This is a genomic window from Sphingobacterium sp. xlx-96, from assembly GCF_011007365.1.
GTDB classification, from domain to species: domain Bacteria; phylum Bacteroidota; class Bacteroidia; order Sphingobacteriales; family Sphingobacteriaceae; genus Sphingobacterium; species Sphingobacterium luzhongxinii.
Window position 1 is genome coordinate 160,036 of sequence record NZ_WFKM01000009.1, and the last position, 24,070, is coordinate 184,105.

Annotated in this window: 23 protein-coding genes and 1 pseudogene; 16 read left to right on the forward strand and 8 right to left on the reverse strand. The window is 40.0% G+C overall.

Annotated features, from left to right (window positions below):
• Positions 1–3 precede the first annotated feature (3 nt).
• The 5 genes and pseudogenes from G7B20_RS12670 to G7B20_RS12685 all read left to right on the forward strand — a co-directional run bounded on the left by G7B20_RS12670 (position 4) and on the right by G7B20_RS12685 (position 7,022).
• Positions 4–3,258, forward strand: a complete 3,255-nt coding sequence (locus G7B20_RS12670; RefSeq protein WP_164111776.1) for a SusC/RagA family TonB-linked outer membrane protein — start codon at positions 4–6, stop codon at positions 3,256–3,258.
• Complete coding sequence (locus G7B20_RS12675; protein ID WP_205600276.1) at positions 3,258–5,051, forward strand: RagB/SusD family nutrient uptake outer membrane protein; 1,794 nt, start codon at positions 3,258–3,260, stop codon at positions 5,049–5,051. Before G7B20_RS12670 ends, G7B20_RS12675 begins: the two co-directional genes overlap by 1 nt.
• A gap of 14 nt (positions 5,052–5,065) precedes the next feature.
• Positions 5,066–5,428: a hypothetical protein gene (locus G7B20_RS19495; protein WP_240452896.1), complete on the forward strand. Its 363-nt coding sequence runs from the start codon at positions 5,066–5,068 to the stop codon at positions 5,426–5,428.
• Positions 5,429–5,941: pseudogene (locus tag G7B20_RS12680) on the forward strand (AGE family epimerase/isomerase). It abuts the gene before it with no gap.
• A complete protein-coding gene (locus G7B20_RS12685) occupies positions 5,865–7,022 on the forward strand; it encodes a sialidase family protein (protein WP_164111777.1) in 1,158 nt (385 codons plus the stop codon). Before G7B20_RS12680 ends, G7B20_RS12685 begins: the two are co-directional and overlap by 77 nt.
• A 356-nt stretch (positions 7,023–7,378) precedes the next feature.
• Here G7B20_RS12685 and G7B20_RS12690 read toward each other — a convergent pair whose 3' ends face one another.
• Entirely contained in the window at positions 7,379–7,879 is a 501-nt protein-coding gene (locus tag G7B20_RS12690) for a GNAT family N-acetyltransferase (RefSeq protein WP_205600275.1), read from the reverse strand.
• Positions 7,880–8,445: 566 nt separating this feature from the next.
• Here G7B20_RS12690 and G7B20_RS12695 point away from each other — a divergent pair.
• Positions 8,446–9,042: a TetR/AcrR family transcriptional regulator gene (locus G7B20_RS12695; protein ID WP_164111778.1), complete on the forward strand. Its 597-nt coding sequence runs from the start codon at positions 8,446–8,448 to the stop codon at positions 9,040–9,042.
• Between the two features lie 107 nt (positions 9,043–9,149).
• Here the strand turns inward: G7B20_RS12695 and G7B20_RS12700 are convergent, their stop codons facing one another.
• The 3 genes from G7B20_RS12700 to G7B20_RS12710 form a co-directional block, all read right to left on the reverse strand.
• On the reverse strand, positions 9,150–10,187 hold the full coding sequence (locus G7B20_RS12700) for a LacI family DNA-binding transcriptional regulator (protein ID WP_164111779.1): 1,038 nt from the start codon (positions 10,185–10,187) through the stop codon (positions 9,150–9,152).
• Positions 10,188–10,255: 68 nt separating this feature from the next.
• Positions 10,256–10,591 carry a phosphoribosylpyrophosphate synthetase gene (locus G7B20_RS12705; RefSeq protein WP_164111780.1) on the reverse strand — a complete coding sequence of 112 codons (336 nt, stop codon included), beginning with the start codon at positions 10,589–10,591 and terminating at the stop codon, positions 10,256–10,258.
• 175 nt (positions 10,592–10,766) lie between these two features.
• Positions 10,767–11,135: a hypothetical protein gene (locus G7B20_RS12710; RefSeq protein ID WP_164111781.1), complete on the reverse strand. Its 369-nt coding sequence runs from the start codon at positions 11,133–11,135 to the stop codon at positions 10,767–10,769.
• A 217-nt stretch (positions 11,136–11,352) separates the two neighbouring features.
• Between G7B20_RS12710 and G7B20_RS19685 the strand changes: the two genes are divergently transcribed.
• Positions 11,353–12,036, forward strand: coding sequence for a helix-turn-helix transcriptional regulator (locus G7B20_RS19685; RefSeq protein ID WP_317164279.1), 684 nt, complete (start codon positions 11,353–11,355; stop codon positions 12,034–12,036).
• Positions 12,037–12,041: 5 nt separating this feature from the next.
• On the opposite strand, the gene G7B20_RS12720 is transcribed toward G7B20_RS19685, so the two are convergent.
• The gene (locus G7B20_RS12720; protein WP_205600274.1) at positions 12,042–13,427 is read right to left on the reverse strand and encodes a nucleotide sugar dehydrogenase; all 1,386 of its coding nucleotides are present in this window, start codon (positions 13,425–13,427) and stop codon (positions 12,042–12,044) included.
• 151 nt (positions 13,428–13,578) lie between these two features.
• Here G7B20_RS12720 and G7B20_RS12725 point away from each other — a divergent pair, with 151 nt between their 5' ends.
• The 4 genes from G7B20_RS12725 (at position 13,579) to G7B20_RS12740 (ending at position 17,304) form a co-directional block, all read left to right on the forward strand.
• Positions 13,579–13,779 (forward strand): PLDc N-terminal domain-containing protein, encoded by a 201-nt coding sequence (locus tag G7B20_RS12725; protein WP_164111782.1) that lies wholly within the window; start codon positions 13,579–13,581, stop codon positions 13,777–13,779.
• A 30-nt stretch (positions 13,780–13,809) separates the two neighbouring features.
• On the forward strand, positions 13,810–15,801 hold the full coding sequence (gene dnaG / locus G7B20_RS12730) for a DNA primase (protein WP_164111783.1): 1,992 nt from the start codon (positions 13,810–13,812) through the stop codon (positions 15,799–15,801).
• A 74-nt stretch (positions 15,802–15,875) separates the two neighbouring features.
• A complete protein-coding gene (locus tag G7B20_RS12735) occupies positions 15,876–16,229 on the forward strand; it encodes a YraN family protein (RefSeq protein ID WP_164111784.1) in 354 nt (117 codons plus the stop codon).
• A 37-nt stretch (positions 16,230–16,266) separates the two neighbouring features.
• Positions 16,267–17,304, forward strand: a complete 1,038-nt coding sequence (locus G7B20_RS12740) for a glutaminyl-peptide cyclotransferase (protein WP_164111785.1) — start codon at positions 16,267–16,269, stop codon at positions 17,302–17,304.
• 11 nt (positions 17,305–17,315) lie between these two features.
• Here G7B20_RS12740 and def read toward each other — a convergent pair whose 3' ends face one another.
• Positions 17,316–18,038: a peptide deformylase gene (gene def / locus G7B20_RS12745; protein ID WP_205600273.1), complete on the reverse strand. Its 723-nt coding sequence runs from the start codon at positions 18,036–18,038 to the stop codon at positions 17,316–17,318.
• A 119-nt stretch (positions 18,039–18,157) separates the two neighbouring features.
• On the opposite strand from def, the gene ruvX reads away from it, so the two are divergent.
• Complete coding sequence (gene ruvX / locus G7B20_RS12750; protein ID WP_164111786.1) at positions 18,158–18,571, forward strand: Holliday junction resolvase RuvX; 414 nt, start codon at positions 18,158–18,160, stop codon at positions 18,569–18,571.
• 2 nt (positions 18,572–18,573) lie between these two features.
• Positions 18,574–19,008 (forward strand): rRNA maturation RNase YbeY, encoded by a 435-nt coding sequence (ybeY, locus tag G7B20_RS12755; RefSeq protein WP_164111787.1) that lies wholly within the window; start codon positions 18,574–18,576, stop codon positions 19,006–19,008.
• A 59-nt stretch (positions 19,009–19,067) separates the two neighbouring features.
• Here the strand turns inward: ybeY and G7B20_RS12760 are convergent, their stop codons facing one another.
• On the reverse strand, positions 19,068–19,487 hold the full coding sequence (locus G7B20_RS12760) for a nucleoside-diphosphate kinase (RefSeq protein ID WP_164111788.1): 420 nt from the start codon (positions 19,485–19,487) through the stop codon (positions 19,068–19,070).
• 105 nt (positions 19,488–19,592) lie between these two features.
• Between G7B20_RS12760 and G7B20_RS12765 the strand changes: the two genes are divergently transcribed.
• The 3 genes from G7B20_RS12765 to G7B20_RS12775 all read left to right on the forward strand — a co-directional run bounded on the left by G7B20_RS12765 (position 19,593) and on the right by G7B20_RS12775 (position 22,805).
• Positions 19,593–20,441 (forward strand): 4-hydroxy-3-methylbut-2-enyl diphosphate reductase, encoded by an 849-nt coding sequence (locus G7B20_RS12765; RefSeq protein WP_164111789.1) that lies wholly within the window; start codon positions 19,593–19,595, stop codon positions 20,439–20,441.
• A 71-nt stretch (positions 20,442–20,512) separates the two neighbouring features.
• A complete protein-coding gene (gene hemH / locus G7B20_RS12770; protein ID WP_164111790.1) occupies positions 20,513–21,541 on the forward strand; it encodes a ferrochelatase in 1,029 nt (342 codons plus the stop codon).
• Positions 21,542–21,548: 7 nt separating this feature from the next.
• On the forward strand, positions 21,549–22,805 hold the full coding sequence (locus G7B20_RS12775) for a metallophosphoesterase (protein WP_164111791.1): 1,257 nt from the start codon (positions 21,549–21,551) through the stop codon (positions 22,803–22,805).
• 40 nt (positions 22,806–22,845) lie between these two features.
• Here G7B20_RS12775 and pfkA read toward each other — a convergent pair whose 3' ends face one another.
• On the reverse strand, positions 22,846–23,820 hold the full coding sequence (pfkA, locus tag G7B20_RS12780; protein WP_164111792.1) for a 6-phosphofructokinase: 975 nt from the start codon (positions 23,818–23,820) through the stop codon (positions 22,846–22,848).
• Positions 23,821–24,070: the final 250 nt, after the last annotated feature.

Genomic DNA, 24,070 nt, shown 5'->3' on the forward strand with positions numbered 1-24,070 from the left:
ATCATGAATAAGCGAATTCCAATTTTTTTATTGGCAGGGATAGCTATGTCCCAAAATCTCCAGGCTATGGAGCTAGGCTCATCGATTAAAGAGGGGAGAACGGTAGAATGGCAGCAGCAGAAAGTGGCTGGTCGTGTGGTGGATGGTAGTGGAAGGGCTATTCCGCATGCAAATGTGTCGATCAAAGGTACGCTGTTGAATGTGAGTACGAATGCGAAAGGGGAATTTGAATTTAACCATACGAATGGCGCTAAAGTGGTTCTGACGGTTAGTTGTGTGGGCTTTTCGACGAAAGATTTTGAAGTCAACTTCGGGACGGATATCCTCCTTACCTTGGACAACAAGAACGATCTGGATGAGGTGGTGGTCGTGGGGTATGGTACACAGAAGAAGGTTAACCTAACGGGGGCGGTATCGCAGGTATCCTCTGAAGTATTAGAAAATAGACCGGCCCCTAATCTAAGCCGGATGCTACAGGGCACGCTACCTAACCTGAACCTCAAAATGGTGGACGGTAGTCCTACTCGTGGCGCCGAATTTAATGTGCGTGGTACAACCTCGATAGGTGCCGGGGGATCGGCTTTGGTACTGATCGACGGTGTGGAAGGCGACGCAAATATGATCAACCCGAACGATATCGAATCGGTGACCGTATTGAAGGATGCGTCGTCTGCTGCAATATATGGCTCGAGAGCTGCCTTTGGGGTGGTACTGATCACCACCAAAAATCCGGTTAAAGGACAGGCAAAAGTAACCTTAAACTCTAATTACTCCTTTAATCAACGCACGGTAGAACCTAAGCTAGTGACTAACGGCTACCAATGGGCTAAAAATTTTAACGATTCTTTCAATGCCTGGTATGACTATAAGTCTACACCGATATCGGTCAATAATATATATCCTTTCTCTTTGGAATATCTAGAAGCATTGGGAAAATACGCAGAAAATCCTACCGGTGAGGAGGCTGTATTTAACCCGGTGAAGAATAGGTATGAGTATTTCGGTAATACGGACTGGTACAATATGATCTATAAAGATGTCATGCCGGCTACTGAACAGGCGATGAGTGTGTCAGGAGGGGGAGATAAGGCATCGTATTATCTGTCGGGTAGGTACTATCATCAGGACGGTATATTTAAGTATAACCCGGACAAATTTAATAAGTACAATTTACGGGCTAAAGGGGATGTGAAACTCAACGATTGGATTACTTTTCAGAACAATACCGAGTTGAGTACCTACGATTATCACTACCCGATGTTTGCGGACGGCGATGGGAATATATGGCGTCAGTTTGAACATCAGGGATATCCAATGGCTGTAGTCTATAATCCGGACGGTACCTATACGCATACGGCCGTGTATACAGGGGTAGCGTCTTTTATGGAAGGTAATAATGCTTCAGATCTGAATAATACGGTGCTAAGAAATACCGCAGGACTGATCGTAAGACCTGTGAAAGGTCTGACACTAAAAGGGGATATGACGTATGGAAGGACTTGGGAGAACGAGGTACGTACCAACAATTATATGGACTACAGTAATTCGCCCGGTGTAATATCGAGATTTGGAAGGTCTTTGTTGCGGGAGTGGAATGAAAACACAACCTATCTAGCAGGTAATATTACAGCAAATTATGTGAATAAGTTTGCTGATAAGCACGATTTGAATGTGTTGATAGGCTATAACGTAGAGTCATCGCGAACAAAAATGCTACGTGCACAGCGTGATGGTATCCTGGTCGAATCGAAACCTGATTTCAATCTGATGGACGGGTTGAATTACAATATAACTGGTGGGGGTAACGAATGGGCCTATCTGGGTGTATTTTATCGCTTGAATTATGCTTATGATAATCGGTATCTGTTGGAACTTAATGGTCGCTATGATGGGTCTTCTAAGTTTCCTGAGCATCAACGCTACGGATTCTTTCCATCGGTATCGGGAGGCTGGATTGTATCTAATGAAGGATTTTTTGACCCGTTAAAACCTGTGGTAAGTAATTTTAAATTGCGGGCATCCTATGGTTCGCTCGGAAATGGAAATGTGGCTCCATATCGATACCTAGAGCAGATGGGGGTAAGCAAAACGTCGGTCGTGCTGAATGGCGTACAGACAAACTATACAAAATTGCCTGGTGTGATCCCGGATGGTCTGACCTGGGAGCGCTCTACGACAGCTAACTTTGGAGTGGATCTGGGCGTTTTTGGGAATAGTCTAAACTTTACTTTTGACTGGTACAACCGTATGACCTACGATATGTTTACAGCGGGTCAGCCGCTGCCAAATGTATTTGGTGCAGCAGTGCCTTTTGGCAACTATGCGGATATGTCGACCAAGGGATGGGAGCTGACGGCAAATTATAACTCGCAGTTTGAACTGGCTGGAAAACCTTTTAATTGGGGGATAAACGGATCTCTTTGGGATAGTAGGTCAAAGATAGAGCGCTTTAATAACCCGAATAAACTATTATCTACTTATTATGTGGGGCAGCAAGTCGGTGAGATCTGGGGCTATGAAACATTGGGATTCTTTACATCGGAGGAAGATGTGAAAAATCATGCTAATCAGAAATTCCTGAAAAACTCAAACAATAATGTCTGGCTACCTGGAGACTTAAAGTTTGCCGATCTGGATAATAATGATGTTATCAATCATGGGGATAATACGGTGAATAATCCAGGTGACCGTAGGATAATTGGTAACGATAGTCCGAGGTACCAATATGGTTTTACACTATCGGGTAATTGGAATGGTATAGGGCTGTCTGCTTTCTTCCAAGGTATAGGTAAGCGGGATTGGTATTTTGCGCCTGAGGCAGGCCTTTTCTGGGGTCCGTACAATAGACCATACGGTTATCAGCCGACAAAGATGATGGAGGATATATGGACCGAGGAGAACCCGGAGGCCTATTTCCCACGCTATAGGGGGTACACTGCATTGGGAACCGACCGGTCTCTGGGAGCTCCGCAGACCCGCTATTTACAGGATGTGTCTTATCTGCGTCTTAAAACATTGACGGTGGACTATACACTGCCCAAGGAGTGGGTCAATAGAATGAAGATCAACAATGCACAGATCTTTGTGACGGCTCAGAACTTATTTACATTCTCGGGACTATTCAAACATACGGACAACTTTGACCCAGAGGTAATGGAAAAGCCAAAAACTAATGGTGACCTGACCAATGGATCGGGACAGGGATATGCCTATCCTATGTTGAAGAGTACAACGATAGGGATAAACTTAACATTTTAATGGGTAATAGGATACTGGATATTTTGAATTTTTTTGTGATGAATCGGATGAAAACAAAATTTATATTGGGTCTGTTGACAACTGTTGTGTTGGCCAGCTCCTGTAAGGATTTTCTGGATAAGGAGCCTTTTGATAAGCTGGTGCCGGCTTCTTTCTTTAACACGGAAGCGGACTTACAGTTGTATACCAATTCTTTCTATCAGGATTTTATTCCGAATGGACTAGCGATTGTACAGGCTGATGAGATGGGAGACTATACGTCTAAAAATAACTCGCCAACATTTATTGCTGGTAATTTTTCTCCAGTGGATCAGGGCAAATGGGATTGGACAAAGCTGCGGAACGTAAACTACTTTCTATCACGCTACGACAATGTGGCTATACCGGAAGAAGCGAGGAAGCACTATGCAGGGGTAGCTCGCTTTTTTAGGGCTTACTTTTATTTTGATAAGGTGAAAACCTATGGTAATGTGCCTTGGTACAGTAAACCGCTTGCTACGGATGATCCGGATCTCTATAAGAAGCAAGATCCAAGGTCACTGGTCATGGACTCGGTATTGGCAGATATTGACTTTGCGATAGCAAATATCAGAACGAATAAAGATAACTCGTCGAGTATGATTACTAAATGGGTGGCTTTAGGACTGAAGTCCAGGATATGTCTTTTTGAAGGTACTTTCCGAAAATACCATGATAATTTAGGGTTGAAATCTTCAGCGGACAAATGGTTGGAAGAGTCTGCAAAGGCGGCGAAGGAAGTGATCGATAGTAAGCAATATGCGGTTTATAATACGGGAAAACCGAATTCGGATTATAGGACACTTTTTATCAGTGAAAATCCGGTGTCGACAGAGGTCATGTGGGCAAATACATTCAATAATGCATTGAAGCGCTGGCACGAGATCACCTGGAAATTTAACTCGGCTACCTATGGGGCACGTTGGGGATTGAATAAGCAGTTTGTAAATACGTATCTAAATACTGATGGTACGCGCTTTACGGATAAAGCGGGTTACGACGAATTGGAGTTTAAGGAGGAGATGAAAGGGAGGGATGCGCGATTGGGGCAGTCGGTGCGCTCGCTTGGCTATAAACGTTCGGATGGATCGGCAGCTCCTCCAAACTTTGGGTATACGTTTACAGGTTATCATATCCATAAGTTCAGCTTGGACGATAAGCGCTTGGATGGTGTAGCCGAGGGATTCAATTCGATAACGATGATGCGCTATGCTGAGATACTATTGAACTATGCAGAGGCAAAGGCCGAGCTGGGCTTGATGAACGATGTGATATGGGGGGAGACTATAGGTGCGCTGCGCAAGCGCGCAGGGGTGAATCCCGCGGTACCAATGGCGGTGGATCTTTACATGCAAAAGGTTTATTTTCCAGAAGTGTCTGATAAATACCTGATGGAAGTGAGACGTGAACGTGGAATAGAATTGGTGTACGAAGGATTAAGGTATGACGATCTGTTACGCTGGCGTAAAGGAAAATTGTTGGAGATGGACTGGAAGGGGATATATGTACCTGGAATGAATATCGAAATGGATCTGGACGGTAATAATACGCCTGATGTATGTTTTGTGAAGTCTATTCCGAGTAAGACCACGCCAGGGGTGGTGTACTTTGTAGTAGATGATAAAGCAGCCAAGCTGTCCGAAGGAACTAAAGGTCATATCATATGGCGTATAGACGAAGAAAGAAGATTTGAAGACAAAAAGTACTTTAGACCAATTGCAAACGCGGATATAGTCGATAATAATAAATTGGAACAAAATCCAGGCTGGGATTAATCGTTGGTTAAATCGTGCAAAGCCGAAGGCTAAAGAGCCTGTATCTAATCGAGATACAGGCTTTTTTATTGTTAAATTCTGTCGTGTCCGCTTGTGCAACCTATGCTAAGGCATCGGGAGATGAGGGTGCTGCTCGACTGGCCAGAGATCTGTTTGGTGTATGTATGGAGTATACCGCAGGCCAACGGCTGATGGAACCAAAGTTTGAAAGTACTCGTCCTACAAAAGGGATAGGTATTCTTATGATCATGATTACTACCGCACAACAATTGCACGTGACTATAGGCGATACACGATGTGATGATGCTATTGTACACTGGATGAGTGAGATAGAAGCATTGTTTGTGAAGGATGATATACGCTGTGTGATGGAATAGGTGGCTCTAGATGGGAGTATTGTTGATTATGTGGATGGACGAACACTAAATCCAGGACATGCTATTGAAGGGGCTTGGATTATTCTCCATGAGGCCCGGTATAGGAATAACGATCCCCAGCTGATCGATCTGGGCTGCCGTATGCTGGATTATATGTGGGAACGAGGTTGGTACAAAGAATATGGCGGAATTCTTTATTTTTGAGATGTATATCATAATCCTGTGCAAGAGTACTGCCAGGATATGAAGTTTTGGTGGCTGCAGCATGAGACAATCATCGCTATCTTGCTGGCTTATCTCATGACGGACAAGGATAAATACGCAATGATGCATCAACAGATCTACGAATATGCATACAGTCATTTTCGTGATAAGGAACGAGTGGATATAGTTTGGATATTCCATACGACCATTAAAAAGAAAAAAACACACACATATGAACAGAATACTAATTACATTGATTTCGTTGGCTCTTGTATCCAGATTGGAAGCGCAAGAGGTGACTGTTTTTAAATCGGGTAGCGAGGGTTATGCTAGTTATCGGATACCTGCCGTGGTTAAGGACAAAAGTGGACAGCTGATCGCATTTTCCGAGGGGAGAGTAGATCATGCCGGTGATTATGGCAACGTAGATATTGTATATAAAATCAGCAAGGATAACGGTAAGACGTGGGGAAGCTTGAAAATTGCGGCAGACTATGACAAGTTGCAGGCCGGTAATGCTGCTCCTGTTGTCGATCTGCTGGATCCCCAATACCCAAAAGGTAGAATTCTTCTGTTCTATAATACAGGTAATAACCATGAACATGAGGTACGTGAGGGAAATGGATTGCGAGAGGCTTGGTACATTACTTCTACAGATGGTGCATTGACCTGGTCTGAACCTGTAAATATCACGACACAGGTGCATCGACCTAACCAACCTGATGTAAACCCAGCGTATAATTTTAAGGAAGACTGGAGAGCGTATGCAAATACGCCGGGACACGCCCTTCAATTTGATAGCGGTGTGTATAAAGGAAGGATTTATATCCCGGCCAATCATTCAATAGGCGAACCGAAATCACAGGGCAGAGATTATTTTGCACATGCTTACTATTCGGATGACCACGGTAAAACATTTAAACTTGCTGATAAGATTGTCTTCGAAGGAGGAAATGAGACGATGGCTGCTCAGCTATCGGATACTGAACTGTATATGAATACGAGAAATCAGCAAGGAAATGTACGTGCCCGTATCGTAAGCTATTCAAAGGATGGTGGCGTCAGTTGGGACACCACTTTTTATGATAATAATCTGCCAGATCCTGTAAATCAAGGAAGCACTTTGTCTTGGAAGAAAGGAAAGAGCTATATCTTGGCTGTGTGCAATGCTGCTGACGCGAAGGAAAGGGATAAGCTGACTTTACGTCTGTCAAAAGACAAAGGGAAGAAGTGGTATTTTGAAAAGATTATCGCAAAAGCACCGGAAGGATATAAAGGTGCATATTCTGCTTACTCGGATATGGTAAAAGTTGATAACCGTACAATCGGAGTTCTATATGAAAAAGATAACTATAAAGAGATCGTATTTTTGCCAGTATCTATAAAGTAGTAGTGGTTTTTAGGGAAGTAGATGAAGGGCACCCAAACCATTGAAAAATCTGCATTGTCCGAAAAGGGTAATGATCTACTTGGAAGCTAGGGAAGAAGGTCGTTTGGATCTGAACAGGTATCTGTTTTGGGACGGCTTTCTTAAACGCGAATAAGGGATTAAAGTATGACATGAAACGAGTTGTGAAATTCTGGACGAATGGGGAAAGCTGGTGTAGTGATGGTATCTATGAAGTTTTAAAACTTTATACGTATAGATTATGTATCGCTAAGTCGGGGGGATATTTGTGTAAGTGCTTAGCGGCCTGTCCCGTGTGGGGACAGGCTTTTTTATCGAAGGAAATGTAGCCTAATATGTTAATGCAGTTGACGTTCCATAATATAATCTTCCATCAGAAATCCATTACCAATAGAAATATCTTCTTGACCCACAATTTCAAAGCCTATTTTTTGATAGAAATTTACAGCCGTATTGTCCCGGTTTACGTTAAGCGATAAGGTACGGTTAGTGTTAATAAGTGCTATTCTAGATACCTCATCAAATAGTTGTCGGCCAACTCCTTTTCCCTGTGTATCGGGCAAAAGATAAATTTTGTGAATTTTTGTCTTTTGTTGGTTTTTATAGTTTAGCTCGAAGGACAGATACCCTATATTTTTGTCCTCTTCTTTAGCGATTAAAAATGAATGATTACCTGTGGTTATTTGTTCTTCAAGAGCTGTTGTTGAATACATCATTTCCATCATATAGGTAATCTGTTCTGCAGACAGAATGTCGCTAAAGGCTACAGGCCAAGCTTCTGCTGCTATGGATTGTATAATAGGTATATCTTCTAATTGAGCCGTTACTATTTTAATCATATTGGATGATTTTGTTTGCGATAAAAATAGGGGTTCTATTGTAAATCACCAAAATTAGATTTTTTCATTTCTGGTAAATAATAAAGCCGATCTGTTGGCTTCAAATGTTCAATAATATAGGATTTCATAGTCTAGATTAAAAGGGTTTGTATAACCCTGAGATGCTAGCTTCGGGGCTGTTTTTTGAAAGGATGGACTATGGGATCATTGACCGAGTTGTTATAAGATTCTTTCGTAATCGGAAATAGGATTAGGCTGTTGTGATAGGCTAAAAAGTAGCATATGTTGTTGCAAAGTATATTTTTTTGACCGTATGATAATTATTTTTTTGAAAATTTATGAAATGTAGTATTGTCAAAAAATTACACTATAATTGAATTATATTATCCTAAATATAATAAATAAATAGTCCAAATAATGGATTTGACCTCTTATGAAAATGATGTTTAAACGTGCTTTGTTTTTCAGTTCTTAGTTATACGGAGAATTCCCTCTTTTGGGGGCGTGAAACGGGCTGAGAGTTCAAAAGGTGTTGATAAAAAGATATTTAGTAGTATATTTATAATATGAAAGTAAATAAGAAAACGCTTCAATCGGAATCAACTAAGCGAAAATTACTTCAAGCGGTAGAAGATATTCTGTCAAATGAAGGATTTATTGCGTTGAAAGTTGAAAACATCAGTAGGGTATCTGGAGTTGACAAAAAGTTAATCTATTTTCATTTCGGAGATTTAAAAGGTCTTTTTAATGCATTTCTTCGGAGTAAGGATTTTTGGTTTTCTAAGGCCTATGCAGAGATCCCTGAAAAGCTTGATAAGCAAGCTGTAGTTGAGGTATTGCTCAATCAATTTGCCGAGATGAAAAACAATAAATTATTAACACAACTCTTAATCTGGGAGCTTAGCGAAAAAAATGAAGTCCTCTCTGCCCTTGCTGATGAAAGAGATGAGGTTGGGAATAGTTTATTGCAGAAGATTATCGAAAAGGAAAGTTTCAAAGATGACGTACAACCTTTGTTGGCGTTATTGATAGGAGGTGTTTATTACTTGTCTATGCATGCTACTGTAAACGGGAGTTTGTTTTGTGGTCTAGATATCAATAAAGAGGAGGATGCTAATCGGGTATCAGATACTTTAGAGCGGATTTTGAAGAAGATCAAATAATATATCGTCAGATCTAACCAGTGTCTTACGTTTTTCTTTGTTTATGAATGAAACAAGGATCGAGTGAATTTAACCTTTTATTAAGATAACTATCAAAGTTTTTAATGCTATTGAATCAGTTTTACGTTGAACTCAATGCGTTTAGATAATGGAAGACCCTGGTTATTCAGGTATTCAAATGCAGTTTGTATTGCTTCTTTTCCTATATCGAATGCATTTTGTTCGATACGTATTATGGGATTCTTAAAGTTTGATAAGTATTCCATGTTTGAAAAACCGGCAATGATAACGTCTTTTGGCACACTGATTTTCTTGTCGCGGAGAATGTCGTAGATATTGTTTGTAATATTGTCCATCGCACAAAAAATAGCGTTTGGTCTACTTCTTATTTTCCAAAGTGTACTGATACATTTTTCTAGTTCTGCATAGAGCTCGTCGTTATTATTTACCTGGATTTTTTGGATGTATTTATCATTGATCTTAATATTGTGATTTTTGAGACATTCCTTAAATCCATTGAATCTTTCTTGAGATACTCCTTTGGCATTCAGTGTTATGTGGGCTATCCGATCACGACCCATTTCGATGAGTTGTTTGGTTGCTAGGTAGGCTCCTTCATAATTTTTACTGCCGATTTTAATGGTCTGTAATCTGTTGTTTATTCGGTCTACAGCGATAACCATGCATCTATTGATATGGAGCTTTTGGAGATATTCGATGTTATCGCTATTGCCTATTGGCGATATAATAAGAGCATCTACACCTATAGACACTAATGTTGTTATACATTTTTTTTCTTCGCCCGGATTATCGTTACTCTGCATCACAATAATAGAATAGCTTGATTCTCTAGCACCTTGGTGTATGCCTTCTAGCAAAGCTGAAAAAAATGAGTTCCCTGAATTTCCAACGACAACGCCAATGAGGTTGCTCTTGCCTCTTTTTAGCGTTTTAGCAAGGTTGTTGAAAATATAATTGTGTTTATTTGCATATTCAACAATGCGTTTTTTTGTCTTTTCGCCAATTTCATGGCTATCACTGAGGGCTCTTGAAACGGTAGAAACAGAGCAATTATTTGCTTTGGCTATGTCTACCAATGTGACCTTTTGTCCAATTTCTTTTTTCTGTACCAATTTTTTATTCAAAAGTTTAACTGCAGATGATGTAAGCTTTTTGATATGTAGTGTATTATCTCGTTGCTTTTAGTTCAGGTCTATTGTCTTGATCTCCGATAAAGGTATTCGACGATTTTAGAGGAGCGATAGCCAAAGTCTGCTCCAAAGCTATTTATTACCAGTCCTTTAATGTCATATTCTTCGGATGCTATGGCAAATACAATACTCTCATCCCCTGGATCTGTCATTCCTTCAAAACGGTAGATTTCCTCAATTTTGAAATCGTCGGGAGATAACTCTAAAGACTTTTCGATGCAATAGATGCATTCCTTATCTTCCGGAATCAAAAAATCGTGTGTGTATCCTCGTTTTTGTAAGTCATTAACGGCTTCACTTAAGGTGTCGTAAACGTATCTTTGTTGATTATCTCCCATGACGCTGTGCCAATATATGATTGTTGAAAAATAACTTTTTGTTTTTCAGTTTATTATGTATGTGTGCGCTATTTAGTTAAAGATACTAAATTTTATGCGATTGAAAATGTCACTTAATTGCTACCAAATTGGAGTCCAATTGAAAGGTAAATTAAGACATAGGGTTTAATCAGTTTTATTTGATGTAATTTTTCTTTATATCGGCAAGATCCAGACTTTTACTAAGGAATTCGATTTGCTTACCACGGAATACCATCTTTGATGCAATATGTTCGCTGTCTTTGACAAATTGCATGAACTCTTTAAAATTTCTAGATCTTTGTTTTTTGTCTGATTGACTGTTGTCGCCGATCAATTGGGCTAGATTAAAATCGATGTGTAGAGCAACAGAATCTTTTTTTGTCTGCTCAAACCAGATTAGAGGTGAGGTGTGATCGTCCAAAAAAATACCGAAACAGACTTCCTCGTGATTGTTTTCGAAGATAAAGGCTCTAAAATAAAAGAGTCCTATGTTGGCGGCGTCAACGAAAATAATATGCTTCATTAGGACTCCTATTGGTTCATAGTCTTAAATCTACATAAATTCATTTTTATATCCAATTTAATTGTGTTCTCAGATCAAGCGAATTGAAATTTAGGATATTAACGTTTTGCTATTTTTTTGTGAAGTAAATTGTTTATAGCTATTTTATTCTTCGCCTATGCTCAAATTTGTTATTTTTGGGTGGGTATTATGAAAAAACCACATTAACCAAATTAGCATGAATCCATTTCCAATATTAGAAACAGAACTGCAACGTATCGAAAAAGAAATGTTGTTTCTGGATTGTATGTATTTGAGTATGATATATGATGATAAATTTATTAATGTGTTAAACCAATCGTCATTTCTAATCACTGTCCATGATGTGGAGGCATTTAAACCATTGTATATTAATGATAAGATGCGTTCGTTTTATGGGTTTCGGGAAAATAAATTGAAGGGAATGGACTATTTGTATTACTTGACAACTATACATACGTCGACATATCATACGCTGGTAGAATCTATTTCCTTTTTCCGAAAAAATAAAGGAGGGTATTTGAACTTGAGGTATAAGCTTAAAAACTATCAGAATATTTGGAAAGATACTGTGGGAAGTACAAAAACGGTAATTTGGAACAAACAGGGACAGGCTAAAATAGGGATTACGGTTATGGAAGAAAGGTTGTTAGAAAAAGATCCTTCTGTCTTTTCGGAATTGCTTAAGCTGACAGTGAGAGAAAGGGAAGTGATCCATCTATTGGTTTCTGGGCTTACCAAAAAAGAAGCCGCTACAAAGCTTTTTATTTCTGTAGCGACCGTCGAGACACATACTAAAAATGTGTATAAAAAGCTGAAAGTTAATAAAATAGTTGAAGTAGCACAGCTGCTTGAACAATTTCAAGCTACTATGGACGAATAATCTTATTATTCGCCTATGCCATAGTAAATAAAGCCTAACTTTTCTAACTCTTCTCTATTAAGGAGCTTACGTCCATCAAATATGAAGGAAGGGCTTTTCATGCTTTGCTTGATCCGTTGCCAGTCGTACGATTTGAATTCGTCCCATTCGGTAAGAATAGCAATAGCATGCGCACTTTTACAGGCTTCGTATGGGTCGTCATTAACCACGACTAAAGATTGTGTCTCTATAGCTGGACGGCTGTTTAAATATTCTAAATCAATAAACACCTTTTCTGCTGGCACCTTAGGATCGTATACACTAATACTGGCTTGTTCGTTTAGAAGATGATCGGTAACATATATCGCTGCAGATTCACGGGTGTCATTGGTATCTTTTTTAAATGCCCAACCTAGAATAGCAATTTTTTTTCCATTCACGGTGTTGTATAATGTCTGAATGATGTTGTCTGCGAAGCGCTGTTTTTGATGGTCATTCATTCGGATCACCTGGTCCCAGTAATCTGCGACTTCATGCAGGTTGTAAGAGCGAGCGATGTAAACTAAGTTAAGGATGTCTTTTTGAAAGCAAGATCCTCCAAATCCTACAGAAGCTTTTAGAAATTTAGACCCTATGCGAGAATCCATTCCTATGGCTTTGGCAACCTCTTGAACATCAGCACCTGTTTTTTCACAGAGTTCGGAGATCGAGTTTATCGAAGATACGCGTTGCGCTAGGAAGGCATTGGCCGTGAGCTTGGATAGCTCCGAAGACCAGAGGTTGGTCGTCAAGATCTTGTCGCGGTCTACCCATCTTGCGTAGACATCGACCAATGCTTGGATAGCGTCTTGGTCTTCTCCTCCGATGAGGACACGATCCGGTTGGAGGAGATCCTGTACCGCTGTGCCTTCGGCCAAAAATTCAGGATTCGAAAGAATGTGAAAGTTTACTCCTGAGTTGGTATTGTGCAAGATGCTTTTTAAAGCTGCAGCAGTGCGAACAGGAAGTGTTGACTTTTCGACTACAATTTTATCGGAAGTCGCGACATCGGCAATCTGACGGGCGCATAATTCGATGTATTTAAGATCGGCGGCCATACCTTTGCCTTTACCATAGTTTTTGGTCGGTGTATTTACAGAGATGAAAATCATGTCTGCTTCGTCGATAGCCTTTTCAACATCCGTAGAGAAAAAAAGGTTACGCCCTCGGGACTCGGCGACAATGGCTGAAAGACCAGGCTCGTATATAGGGAGCTGCTCCAAATCCGGATTATTCCATGCTGCAATTCGTTCTGCATTCATGTCTACCAGTGTGATCTGAATATCTGGACATTGCTGGGCGATGACCGACATGGTAGGACCTCCTACATAACCAGCACCGATGCAGCATATTTTTTTTATGGTAATAGCCATTGACAATCAAATTTTGTAATGCAAAAATAGCTAATTTATCGTTCTTAACGCAATATAACTTCTTAACTTTATCTAACTCTCTTCAGCTCGAATGTGGGGAATTTTGATTTTTAATTTTTAATTTTGATCTGAAGGCATTTTATAATTGAGTATGGATATACAACAGTTTTTTACCTATGCATTTGGAGCATTGATTGTTCTAGTGCCCTTGTTTGCGTTCTACAGATGTATGGTAAATCCGCGTATGGGCAAAGTAGACAAATTGTTGTGGAGTGTGGGGATCATAATTATTCCTGTATTTGGAGGATTGGTATATCTGTTTCTGAATGAGGTGCCAAAGGAGCGGTTGTAGGAATTGGAGTTAAAAAGTTAGGGGGCATAGTTGATTACGAAAGAAACAATTGATAAGGTACTGGATACGGCTCGTATCGAAGAGGTCGTAGGTGAATTTGTCGATCTCAAAAAGAGGGGTACATCACTTATTGGTAATTGTCCTTTTCATAATGAAAAGACACCGTCATTTCATGTTTCGGTAGCTAAGGGAATCTATAAATGCTTTGGCTGTGGTGCTGGAGGAGATTCGCTCAAGTTTGTGATGGAACTGGAGAAATTTTCGTATCCAGAGGCAATTCGTTACTTAGCCAGTAAATATAGCATTGAGATCGAGGAGGTAGAGCGTAGTCCGGCACAGATGGCTGCTCAGGATAAGCGGGAGTCCTTGTATGTATTGAGCCAGTGGGCCGGGAAGTTTTTCAAGCAACAGATCTGGGAGACAGATCTGGGAAAATCGATTGGATTATCTTATTTTAAGGAAAGGGGCTATCGGGACGATATTATCAAAAAGTTTGATTTGGGATATTCGCCAGATCAATGGACAGCTTTGGTAGATGCTGCAAAAAAAGATGGATTCCAGGAAGCGTATATTGCCGAGATTGGCTTAGCCATAGAAAGAGATGATAAAAGTCTGTATGATCGGTTTCGGGGAAGAGTGATTTTTCCTATACATAATCTGACCGGGAGAATTATCGGTTTTGGTGGACGTACATTGAAGACCGAGAAATCGGTGCCTAAATATGTTAACTCTCCAGAAAGTGAAATATACCATAAGTCTGATGTCTTATATGGTCTAAATCATGCTAAGAAGGCCATAATGGATGCTGATCTGTGTTATCTGGTCGAAGGGTATGCTGATGTCATAGCGATGCATCAGGCTGGAGTTGAGAATGTAGTGTCCTCCTCGGGGACATCGCTTACTTCGGGACAGATTAAGCTTATTTCACGTTTTACTAAGAACGTGGTAATTCTGTATGATGGAGATGCGGCAGGTATTAAAGCTTCACTCCGAGGAACAGATATGTTGCTCGAAGAAGGTCTGAATGTGAAGGTTTTGCTTTTTCCTGATGGGAATGATCCAGACTCTTATATTAAAGAGGTGGGATCTAATGCTTTTATAGAATATATCGCGGCACACCAAGAGGATTTTATTTTTTATAAGACCCATATTCTACTTAAAGACGCTAAGGATGATCCGATAAAGCGAGCTGAGGTGATTCGGGAAGTGGTCGAGAGTATTGCTTTGATTCCGGATGAAATCAAGGTTTCCGTTTTCATCCGTCAGTGTAGTTCGTTGTTAGATATCGAAGAACGAATCTTATTATCCGAGCTGAATAAAATCCGCCTCACCCGTGCAAAAGCACAAGATAAAAAAGGCGGAGGTAAGATGCCGTCAGCTCCCGTTTTTGTGGGGCCAGAAGGGGATATGCCTCCACCTGATTTTTTCATGACCGAAGATGAAAGGGGTGAAAGTGGATTGGGTACTGACTCGGTGTCGCAGCCGATTACTGCAGAGATATTACAGGAACGGGAGATTGTTCGGATTTTGCTGAATTATGGTCGTGAGCTGGTCAGTTGGGAAGGTAATGGTGATATTCCTGTCGCTCCTTATCTGCTGGGAAGCATAGATGATCTGACTTTTGAAGATCGACCCAGTGCTGTGATCGTAGATGAATTTAGAAAGCAAGCGGAGGCTTTTGAAGTGCCAGAAGCTCGTTTTTTCTTCGCTCACGAGAATGAGGACGTAGCTAAACTAGCCATCGATAGTATCGCTACACGGTATGAAATTAGTGCTAACTGGAATGACGATAAGCGGAAAATATATGTGACTAGGGAGATAGAGCATCTGAAGGAATTGGTGATTCAAGCTATATACCGAATTAAGAAAAGAAAGTTTGCTTCTGAAATGCATAAGATAAGAGAGGAACTCAAGCAGCCGCTTAATGCGCAGGATATGGAGATCGCGTTGCATAAGTACCAAAAGCTGAAAGAGGGAGAACAATTGCTCGGTAATCTATTGGGTAATACGATCGTGAAATAAATGTTGTTTTTTACTGATCAAGGCGGTGAATATAAAGCTTTTTCTCTAAGTTTACATAAAGCTTGTCTAAGTATATGGCGCAGCATCTATCATCGGGTCGATATGGGGAGCAGCTCGGAGTCGATTATATCCTTAAAGCTGGATATATAGTTTTGTATACCAACTGGAGATACCGGTATTGGGAGGTGGATATAATAGCTATGGATGGGGATACGCTGGTCTTTATAGAGGTGAAGAGCCGTACAAATACGGCATTTGGCGAGCCGGTGGAATTTGTGAATTGGAAGAAAAAAAGAAATTTGGTCAAACTGGCTGAAGCTTATATAAAAATAAATAGTTTTCAGGGAGAGATACGATTTGATATTATCGCTGTATACCTGAAATCTGGAAAGATTGAATTGATTAAAGATGCCTTTTGGAACGAATAGTCTAAATAAGTAGGCCGTAAAAATTAAAAACATCCCGATGAAGAAAAAATCAGTCGCTCTAATGTGTGTAGCAATGCTGGCTACAGTAATAGGTTGTAAAACGCAAAAAGGTAAATTAGAATTTATTAGCCCGGATTCGGGAAAACGGATCGCCTATGGAGAACAAGTGAAATTGACCCTGAATTTTCCAAATGCGACGATAGATTCTGTTGTGTATTCGATCGATGGCAATGTGATTGAAACAAAAAGAGATACAGCTTCTATATCATTTGATACAAAACAGTACGGTCTAGGGGACCGTTCGCTGTCTGCGAAAGTTTATGTTGAAGGAAAGGAAGATATTGCCTATAGCAATGTGATGGTGGTACCCGCCAACGCAAAGAATTACGGATTTGAGGTGGTTAACACTTTTCCGCACGACTCCGAGTCTTTTACCCAAGGATTACAGTATCACGATGGTGTCATGTATGAATCTTCAGGTAGATATGAAAAATCTCAATTGAGAAAGGTTGAACTTCAGACCGGGAAGGTTTTGAAGTCTGTTAAATTGGATGATAAGTATTTTGCAGAGGGGATGACAATCGTAGATGGTAAAATCGTACTGTTGACCTGGCAGGAAAATATAGCGCTGATTTATAATAAGGATAATTTTGCCCAGGTAGGATCTTTTAACTATAGTAATAGCAAAGAGGGGTGGGGATTGACCTATGACGGACAAAGAATGATCAAATCTGATGGAACTAATCGTTTGTATTTCTTAAATGCGAAGACAGGGACAGAGGAAGCATCTATAGCTGTGTACGATGAAAATGGAGCCGTGGACAATCTTAACGAATTGGAGTTTATTGATGGGAAAGTGTATGCAAATGTTTACGGTCAGGAAGTTATTGTAATCATTGATCCTAAAACGGGGGCTGTCGAGGGAAGGATCAATTTGGTAGGTATGTATGATGAAAATCGCCAACCGGTAGACAATGAATTAAATGGAATAGCTTATGACCATCAGACGAAACGATTGTTTGTAACGGGTAAGTTGTGGTCTAAGTTATTTGAAATAAAGTTGGTTGCCCGTTAACTTTTTCTGTCTTACGGTAATATAGTTTTTCCTTGGATCTGAAGAGAGAATGGGATTTTTTCGTTCAATTCAACATACCCAACAGACGACTGCTCTTCAAGACGGTCGGGATATAGAATTCCGTTTAGGTGGTCAATTTCGTGTTGGAATATTACGGCTGTAAATCCTTCAATATTCTCTTCTATAACTTGACCTTCTTTATCTTGGTATTGGATTCGGATTGCATAGCTGCGATGTATACTTTCTTTTCGGTCTGGAATAGAAAGGCAACCCTCGGTTCCTAGGCGAATAAGTTGCGACTTCCAAGTTATTTTTGGATTAATATAGAATTCAAAAGGCTCATCATTTTTATCAAACCGTTGTACCCATATTATATTCCTGTTGATGCCAATTTGGGGAGCAGCGATTCCTACACCGGGATGTGTGGGATCTTGCACAGTGAGAAGCATGCGTGCCTTTAAGATAGGTAATAAGGGGTCAGCGTAATAGATATCTAATGATAGGTTTTTCAAAACTTTAAACTCCGATTCATCGGTTGTTTGATAGACATGTAACTTGCTGTGTTGGTCGCCGAAAAGAATGATCTCTTTTTCATGTTTGTTAAAGCCTTCGTTTTTAGTGTGTTTCATTGTGCTCTTTTCCATTGTTGACATTACCTTTACCTGAGCAAGTGTGGGAGTGCTCGCTGCAAGCAAGAAGTACGAGATGACAGTGTAACTATTTTTTAATTTCATGCTACCTTGAAAATAGAATTAAATCTACACTTTTTTTCAATTAGACAAATCTTATTTGTTTTTAAATAGATGGATGTTATCCTCGAAATGGAATTGTACCTTTGTGAAAAAAGAAGATTATGCGGTTAATGGCATTTGATTATGGGACTAAGCGGATTGGAATTGCAGTTTCTGACCCTCTAAAGATCATTGCTACGGCATTGGATACAGTTCATCCGGAGAAAATCTGGGATTTTTTAAAGAACTACCTGCAACATGAGCAAGTGGAGACATTTGTCGTGGGTAAACCCCTGCAGACGGATGGAACCGATTCGGAATCTGCGCAGCATGTCGTTGGTTTTGTCCGTAAATTGCAGCGGGAGTACCCTGGAATATCAATAGTCCATGTTGACGAAAGATTTACCTCAAAAATAGCTTCTCAAGCTATTGCGCAAAGTGGGATAAAAAAACACAAAAGAAAAGAAAAAGGTCTTGTAGATACGATATCTGCAACGCTTATATTGCAGACTTATATGAATACGCAAAAATACTAATTATGGCATTAAGGAATATAGCTTTTTTTTCGGAAGACACGGATTATATGTTGAAGGAAAAAGCGAAGATCCGTGAATGGATTAATCTTGCCATTCAAGGAGAAGGCTTTAAGAGAGTGAGTGAATTGAATTTTATATTTTGTTCGGATGAATATCTTCTCGATATCAACAAGCAATATCTTAATCATGATACCTATACCGATATTGTAACATTTGATTCGTCCGAGGAGGAGGAGGTAATAGCAGGCGATGTATTTATCTCTATTGATAGGATTAGAGACAACTCTTCTAAGTTTAAGGTTTCAGAAAGAGACGAGTTGCATCGTGTTATTATCCATGGGGTGATGCACCTATGTGGTTATCATGATAAAAAGAAAGCGGATAAGGAATTGATGACTGCCAAAGAAAACGAATACCTTAGCAAACGAGCCTTTTAGTCAAATTAAAAAGCTCCTAAAACCATGGTTTTAGGAGCTTTTTAAATATTTAGATTAGCTTAAAATCTTTCGAATTGCGAAAAGAAGAAACTGCCTTCAATCGCTGCATTCTCGTCCGAGTCAGAACCGTGAATTGCGTTAGCATCGATAGATTTAGCATATTTATTACGGATTGTGCCTTCAGCGGCTTCCGCTGGGTTTGTTGCTCCGATCAATGTACGGAAGTCTTCAATTGCGTTATCCTTTTCAAGGATTGCAGCTACGATAGGGCCAGAAGACATGAAGTCTACCAATTCCCCGTAAAAAGGACGTGCTTTATGAACCGCGTAAAACTCGCCTGCTGTTTCTTTTGTAAGGCTAATGTATTTCATTGCGACGATTTTGAAGCCACCTGCAATAATGTCATTTAAAATAGCTCCGATATGCCCATTTGCTACTGCATCTGGCTTGATCATCGTAAATGTTCTGTTTGTTGCCATTGTATTATAATTTTTTTGCAAAGATAAAAGAATAATGATAAAAGATTCAAGATTGGCGATAAAAGATTCCTTCTCACTTATCTAAAAGTTATTTAACTTTGTAGTATGTCAAAAAATCTGCAGGTTACGATTGATAAGGATTCAGGATTTTGCTTCGGTGTAGTGTATGCTATTGATATGGCCGAAGAAATACTAGAAGAAGAGGGGTATCTTTATTGTCTAGGAGATATTGTCCACAATGATGAGGAGGTGGCTCGCTTAAAAGCTAAAGGATTACGTATTATTAGTCATGACGCACTTCCTGACTTGCAGAATGAAAAGGTTTTGATTCGTGCTCATGGCGAAGCCCCTGAAACCTACCGTATTGCCTTGGAGAATAATATCACGCTTATCGACGCTTCTTGTCCTGTCGTGCTAAAGCTTCAGAATAGGATAAAAACCTCTTATGACGATTCTGAGAAAATTTTGATCTTTGGTAAGCATGGGCATGCTGAAGTAATAGGCCTTCAAGGTCAAACTAATAATGAGGCGCTGGTATTTCAGGATATTGATGAGCTGGATAATATAGAATTGCCCCAGTCTTTCACCTTGTATAGCCAAACTACCAAAAGTGTTGATAAGTTTTATGCCATAAAAAAGGAACTCATAAATAGGGGCTATGAAGTGAAAGCAAACGACACTATCTGCAGGCAGGTGTCTAACCGTTATGAAGATTTAGGTGATTTTGCAAAGCAATATGATCGCGTGGTGTTTGTTTCAGGAAAGAAATCTTCTAATGGGAAAGTTCTTTATGACGTTTGTAAGGCAGCAAATCCCAACTCTTATTTTATATCTGAGGTAGAAGAATTAGATTTGACGTTGTTTAATGAAGGCGAAACGATAGGAATCTGCGGCGCTACTTCCACACCTATGTGGTTGATGAAGGAAATTAAAGTTGCCCTCGAATCATTGTAACTGGGTCATACAATTTTCATATTAAATGTGCCTCACGGGCATAATCTATTTTTTTGTATAATTTTGTACTAATGGACAAACAAGCTAAAAAAGGAGTCTTGTTGGTGCAATTGGGTACCCCCGATTCGCCTGAGACTACTGACGTAAGAAGATATCTCAATGAGTTCTTGATGGATGGACGTGTAATAGATGTTCCTTATTTCAGTCGGTCACTATTGGTGAAAGGTGTTATCGTACCAAAGCGCGCCGCTAATTCTGCAGCAACCTATAAGACGATTTGGGACGAGGATACAGGATCCCCACTGATGTATTACAGCTTGCTACAAAAGGAAATGCTGCAAGTAGAGTTAGGAGAGGAGTATCACGTCGAACTTGCGATGAGATATCAAAATCCTTCTATAGCGTCTGCATTAAAAAAGATGGAAGGAATGCTGTTGGAATCTATAAAAGTAGTGCCCCTATTTCCGCAGTACGCATCGGCTACTACAGGCTCAGTCATAGAGAAAGTGATGGAAATTATGCGAAAATGGCAATATTTTCCGAATGTTTCTTTTGTAAATAGCTACTGTGAAGATGAAGATATGGTGACGGTGTTTGCGGAGAATGGTAAAAAACATAATATAGATGAATTTGATCATATTTTGTTTAGTTATCACGGCTTACCCGTTCGTCAATTAGGAAAGGTGGATCCTACCGGTGAATTGAAATGTCCAGATACGGGTTGTGACAGCTGTCGAACAGAGCTTAATACTTTTTGCTATCTTTCACAATGCTATGCAACGACACGTGCTATTTCTTCTAAACTAGGATTGTCATCGGATCGATTCACAGTTTGTTTTCAATCCCGATTAGGTAAGACGCCGTGGATACAGCCTTATACGTCCGATGTGTTACATGATTTGGCGCAAAAGGGAGTCAAAAAATTATTGGTATTTAGTCCTGCATTTGTAGCTGACTGTATTGAAACATTAGATGAGATCCAGGTTGAATATGCGGATGAATTTAAAGCATTAGGTGGAGAGGAAGTAGTGATGGTGGAAAGCTTAAATGATAATCCGAGATGGATCGCTTCGCTAAAGCGATTGGTACTCTCAAATTGATAAAACTATGTTGATCTTCAACTCTATTTTCTTATTTTTCTTAGATTTCTATATCTTTTTTGCTCTTAGAGCAACAAAGATAAGTTTCGCTCGAAAGAAATGGTTTACGGTAATTTGGTGGGCCTATTCCTTAAGTTTATTGGCGGGGGTGTTTATAGCTTTCAAGTTTAATATCCCCTTGATGTACCGCTCCATTATTTTGGTGCTTTTTTTCATGACAGCAGTTAGCAAATTTATATACGTTATTGTTTTGCTAATTGACGACTTAAGACGTGGTGGTGTGTGGGTTTCCCGACTTTTTTCGCCAAAAGTTGGGAAATCGATAGAAGAAAGGGTTGAAGAGCTGGAAAAACCTCTTCCTGAGCAACCGAAAAATGGGATTAGTCGATCCGATTTTTTACTGAAATCAGGGCTTGTAGTGGCTTCGTTACCTATGTTTCCGCTTGCTTGGGGGGTGCTCTCAAGTTCCTATGATTATCGTGTCAGGCGGCAAAAGTTAGTGTTACCCAACCTTCCCAAATCCTTCCATGGTTTTAAAATTGCACAGATATCCGATGTTCACTCTGGGTCTTTTTATAATAAGAAGGCTGTCTTGGGAGGTATAGAGATGCTTTTGGGTGAAAAGCCAGATGCGATCTTCTTTACAGGTGATCTCGTTAATAATGTAGCTTCCGAAATGAGAGATTATCAAGATATTTTTTCAAAGCTACATGCAGATTTTGGAGTGTATTCTACTTTGGGAAATCATGATTATGGAGATTATTATTATGGAAAAGAAGATAGCGCTGCAAAACGTAAGAACCTAAAAGACGTAATCGATACCCACAAGGTAATGGGGTGGGATCTTCTTATGGATGAGAATCGGACATTAAAAGTCGGTAATGGAGAAATCTCTATAGTTGGCGTTCAAAATTGGGGAACTGGCAGATTCCCAAAAAAGGGAGATTTAAATAAAGCACTTATTGGCACAGAGGACAAAGCTGTTAAGTTGTTATTATCGCACGATCCCTCACATTGGCGGGCGCAAGTGTTAGATACAGATATTGATGTTATGTTTGCAGGGCATACGCACGGTATGCAGTTCGGCGTTCGTGGTGAGCATTTCCAATGGAGTCCAGCAAAATATATTTATAAAGAATGGGCAGGCATGTATGAAGAAAATCACCAAAAGCTCTATGTTAATACAGGATATGGCTTTTTGGGCTATCCTGGAAGGGTTGGGATACTGCCCGAAATAACTATTTTTGAGTTAGTTGCCTCATAAAAAACAAAGCCTGTAGAAGTTTTATACAGGCTTTGTTTTTTTACAAAGATAATATTTCTACGATCCGTAAGAGGTTGTCGTTGATTTTATCAATATGCTTGATTGCTTTATCAAAAGGTGTAAATTGCACTTGACCACATATTAACCCGGCCATTTCGCCTCTTCTTCCTTCCAGCAAGCCTTCTACGGATGCTACCCCAAGTCGGCTGGCAAGTACACGGTCCATGCATGACGGCTTTCCTCCACGTTGTATATGTCCCAGGATAGAAACACGGACATCGTAATGCGGAAAACTCTCTTTAATCTTTTCCGCTACAACGAGACCTCCCTCATTATCGCCTTCGGCAACGATGATAATTCGGGAAGATTTGTTTTTTCGGGTTTGATCCAAACGTTTCATGATCGCCTGGTAGTCTACCTCTAGCTCAGGGATAAGCACTGCCTCAGCTCCCGTACTGATGCCTGAACGGACAGCAATAAGCCCTGAATCACGGCCCATTACTTCGACGACAAATAATCTGTCGTGTGATTCGGCGGTATCTCTGATCTTGTCGACAGCGTCTACTACTGTATTGATAGCGGTATCATAGCCTATTGTGAAATCTGTTCCTGCAAGATCGTTATCAATTGTACCGGGTATACCTACAATGGGAATATCAAACTCTTCAATAAATTTAGAAGCCCCCGTAAATGTACCGTCCCCTCCAATAACAACAAGTGCATTAATGCCTAAATTTTTTATGTTCTCGTAGGCTTTTTTACGTCCTTCGATTGTTCTAAACTCATCACTTCGAGCTGTTTTTAGGATTGTTCCGCCTCGTTGGATAATATTAGCAACAGATTTAGCATCCATTGCTATAATCTCTCCATTAACTAATCCATCATATCCACGGCGTACACCAAACATATTGGCACCGTGGTATATACCTGCCCGAACTACAGCACGTATCGCAGCATTCATTCCAGGAGAGTCTCCTCCTGAGGTTAAAACAGCTATATTCTTAATTTCACTCATATCTCCAAACCTAGATAAATTTATTTTCAAGTGCAAAATAATTGTTAGATGCATCGAAAATAACAATACAAAAATAACAACATTTGTTTTTACATGTTGTTATTTTTGTATTAAAAGTATGGTTATTTTGCTTTGAATGCATCGATTCCCGATTGCAGGAAGGCTATATACTTCTCAATGTCGTATACCGCTCCGCTTGTAGGAACCAATAGCTCACCCTCATTATCCAACAGCGCATATAAAGGCTGTG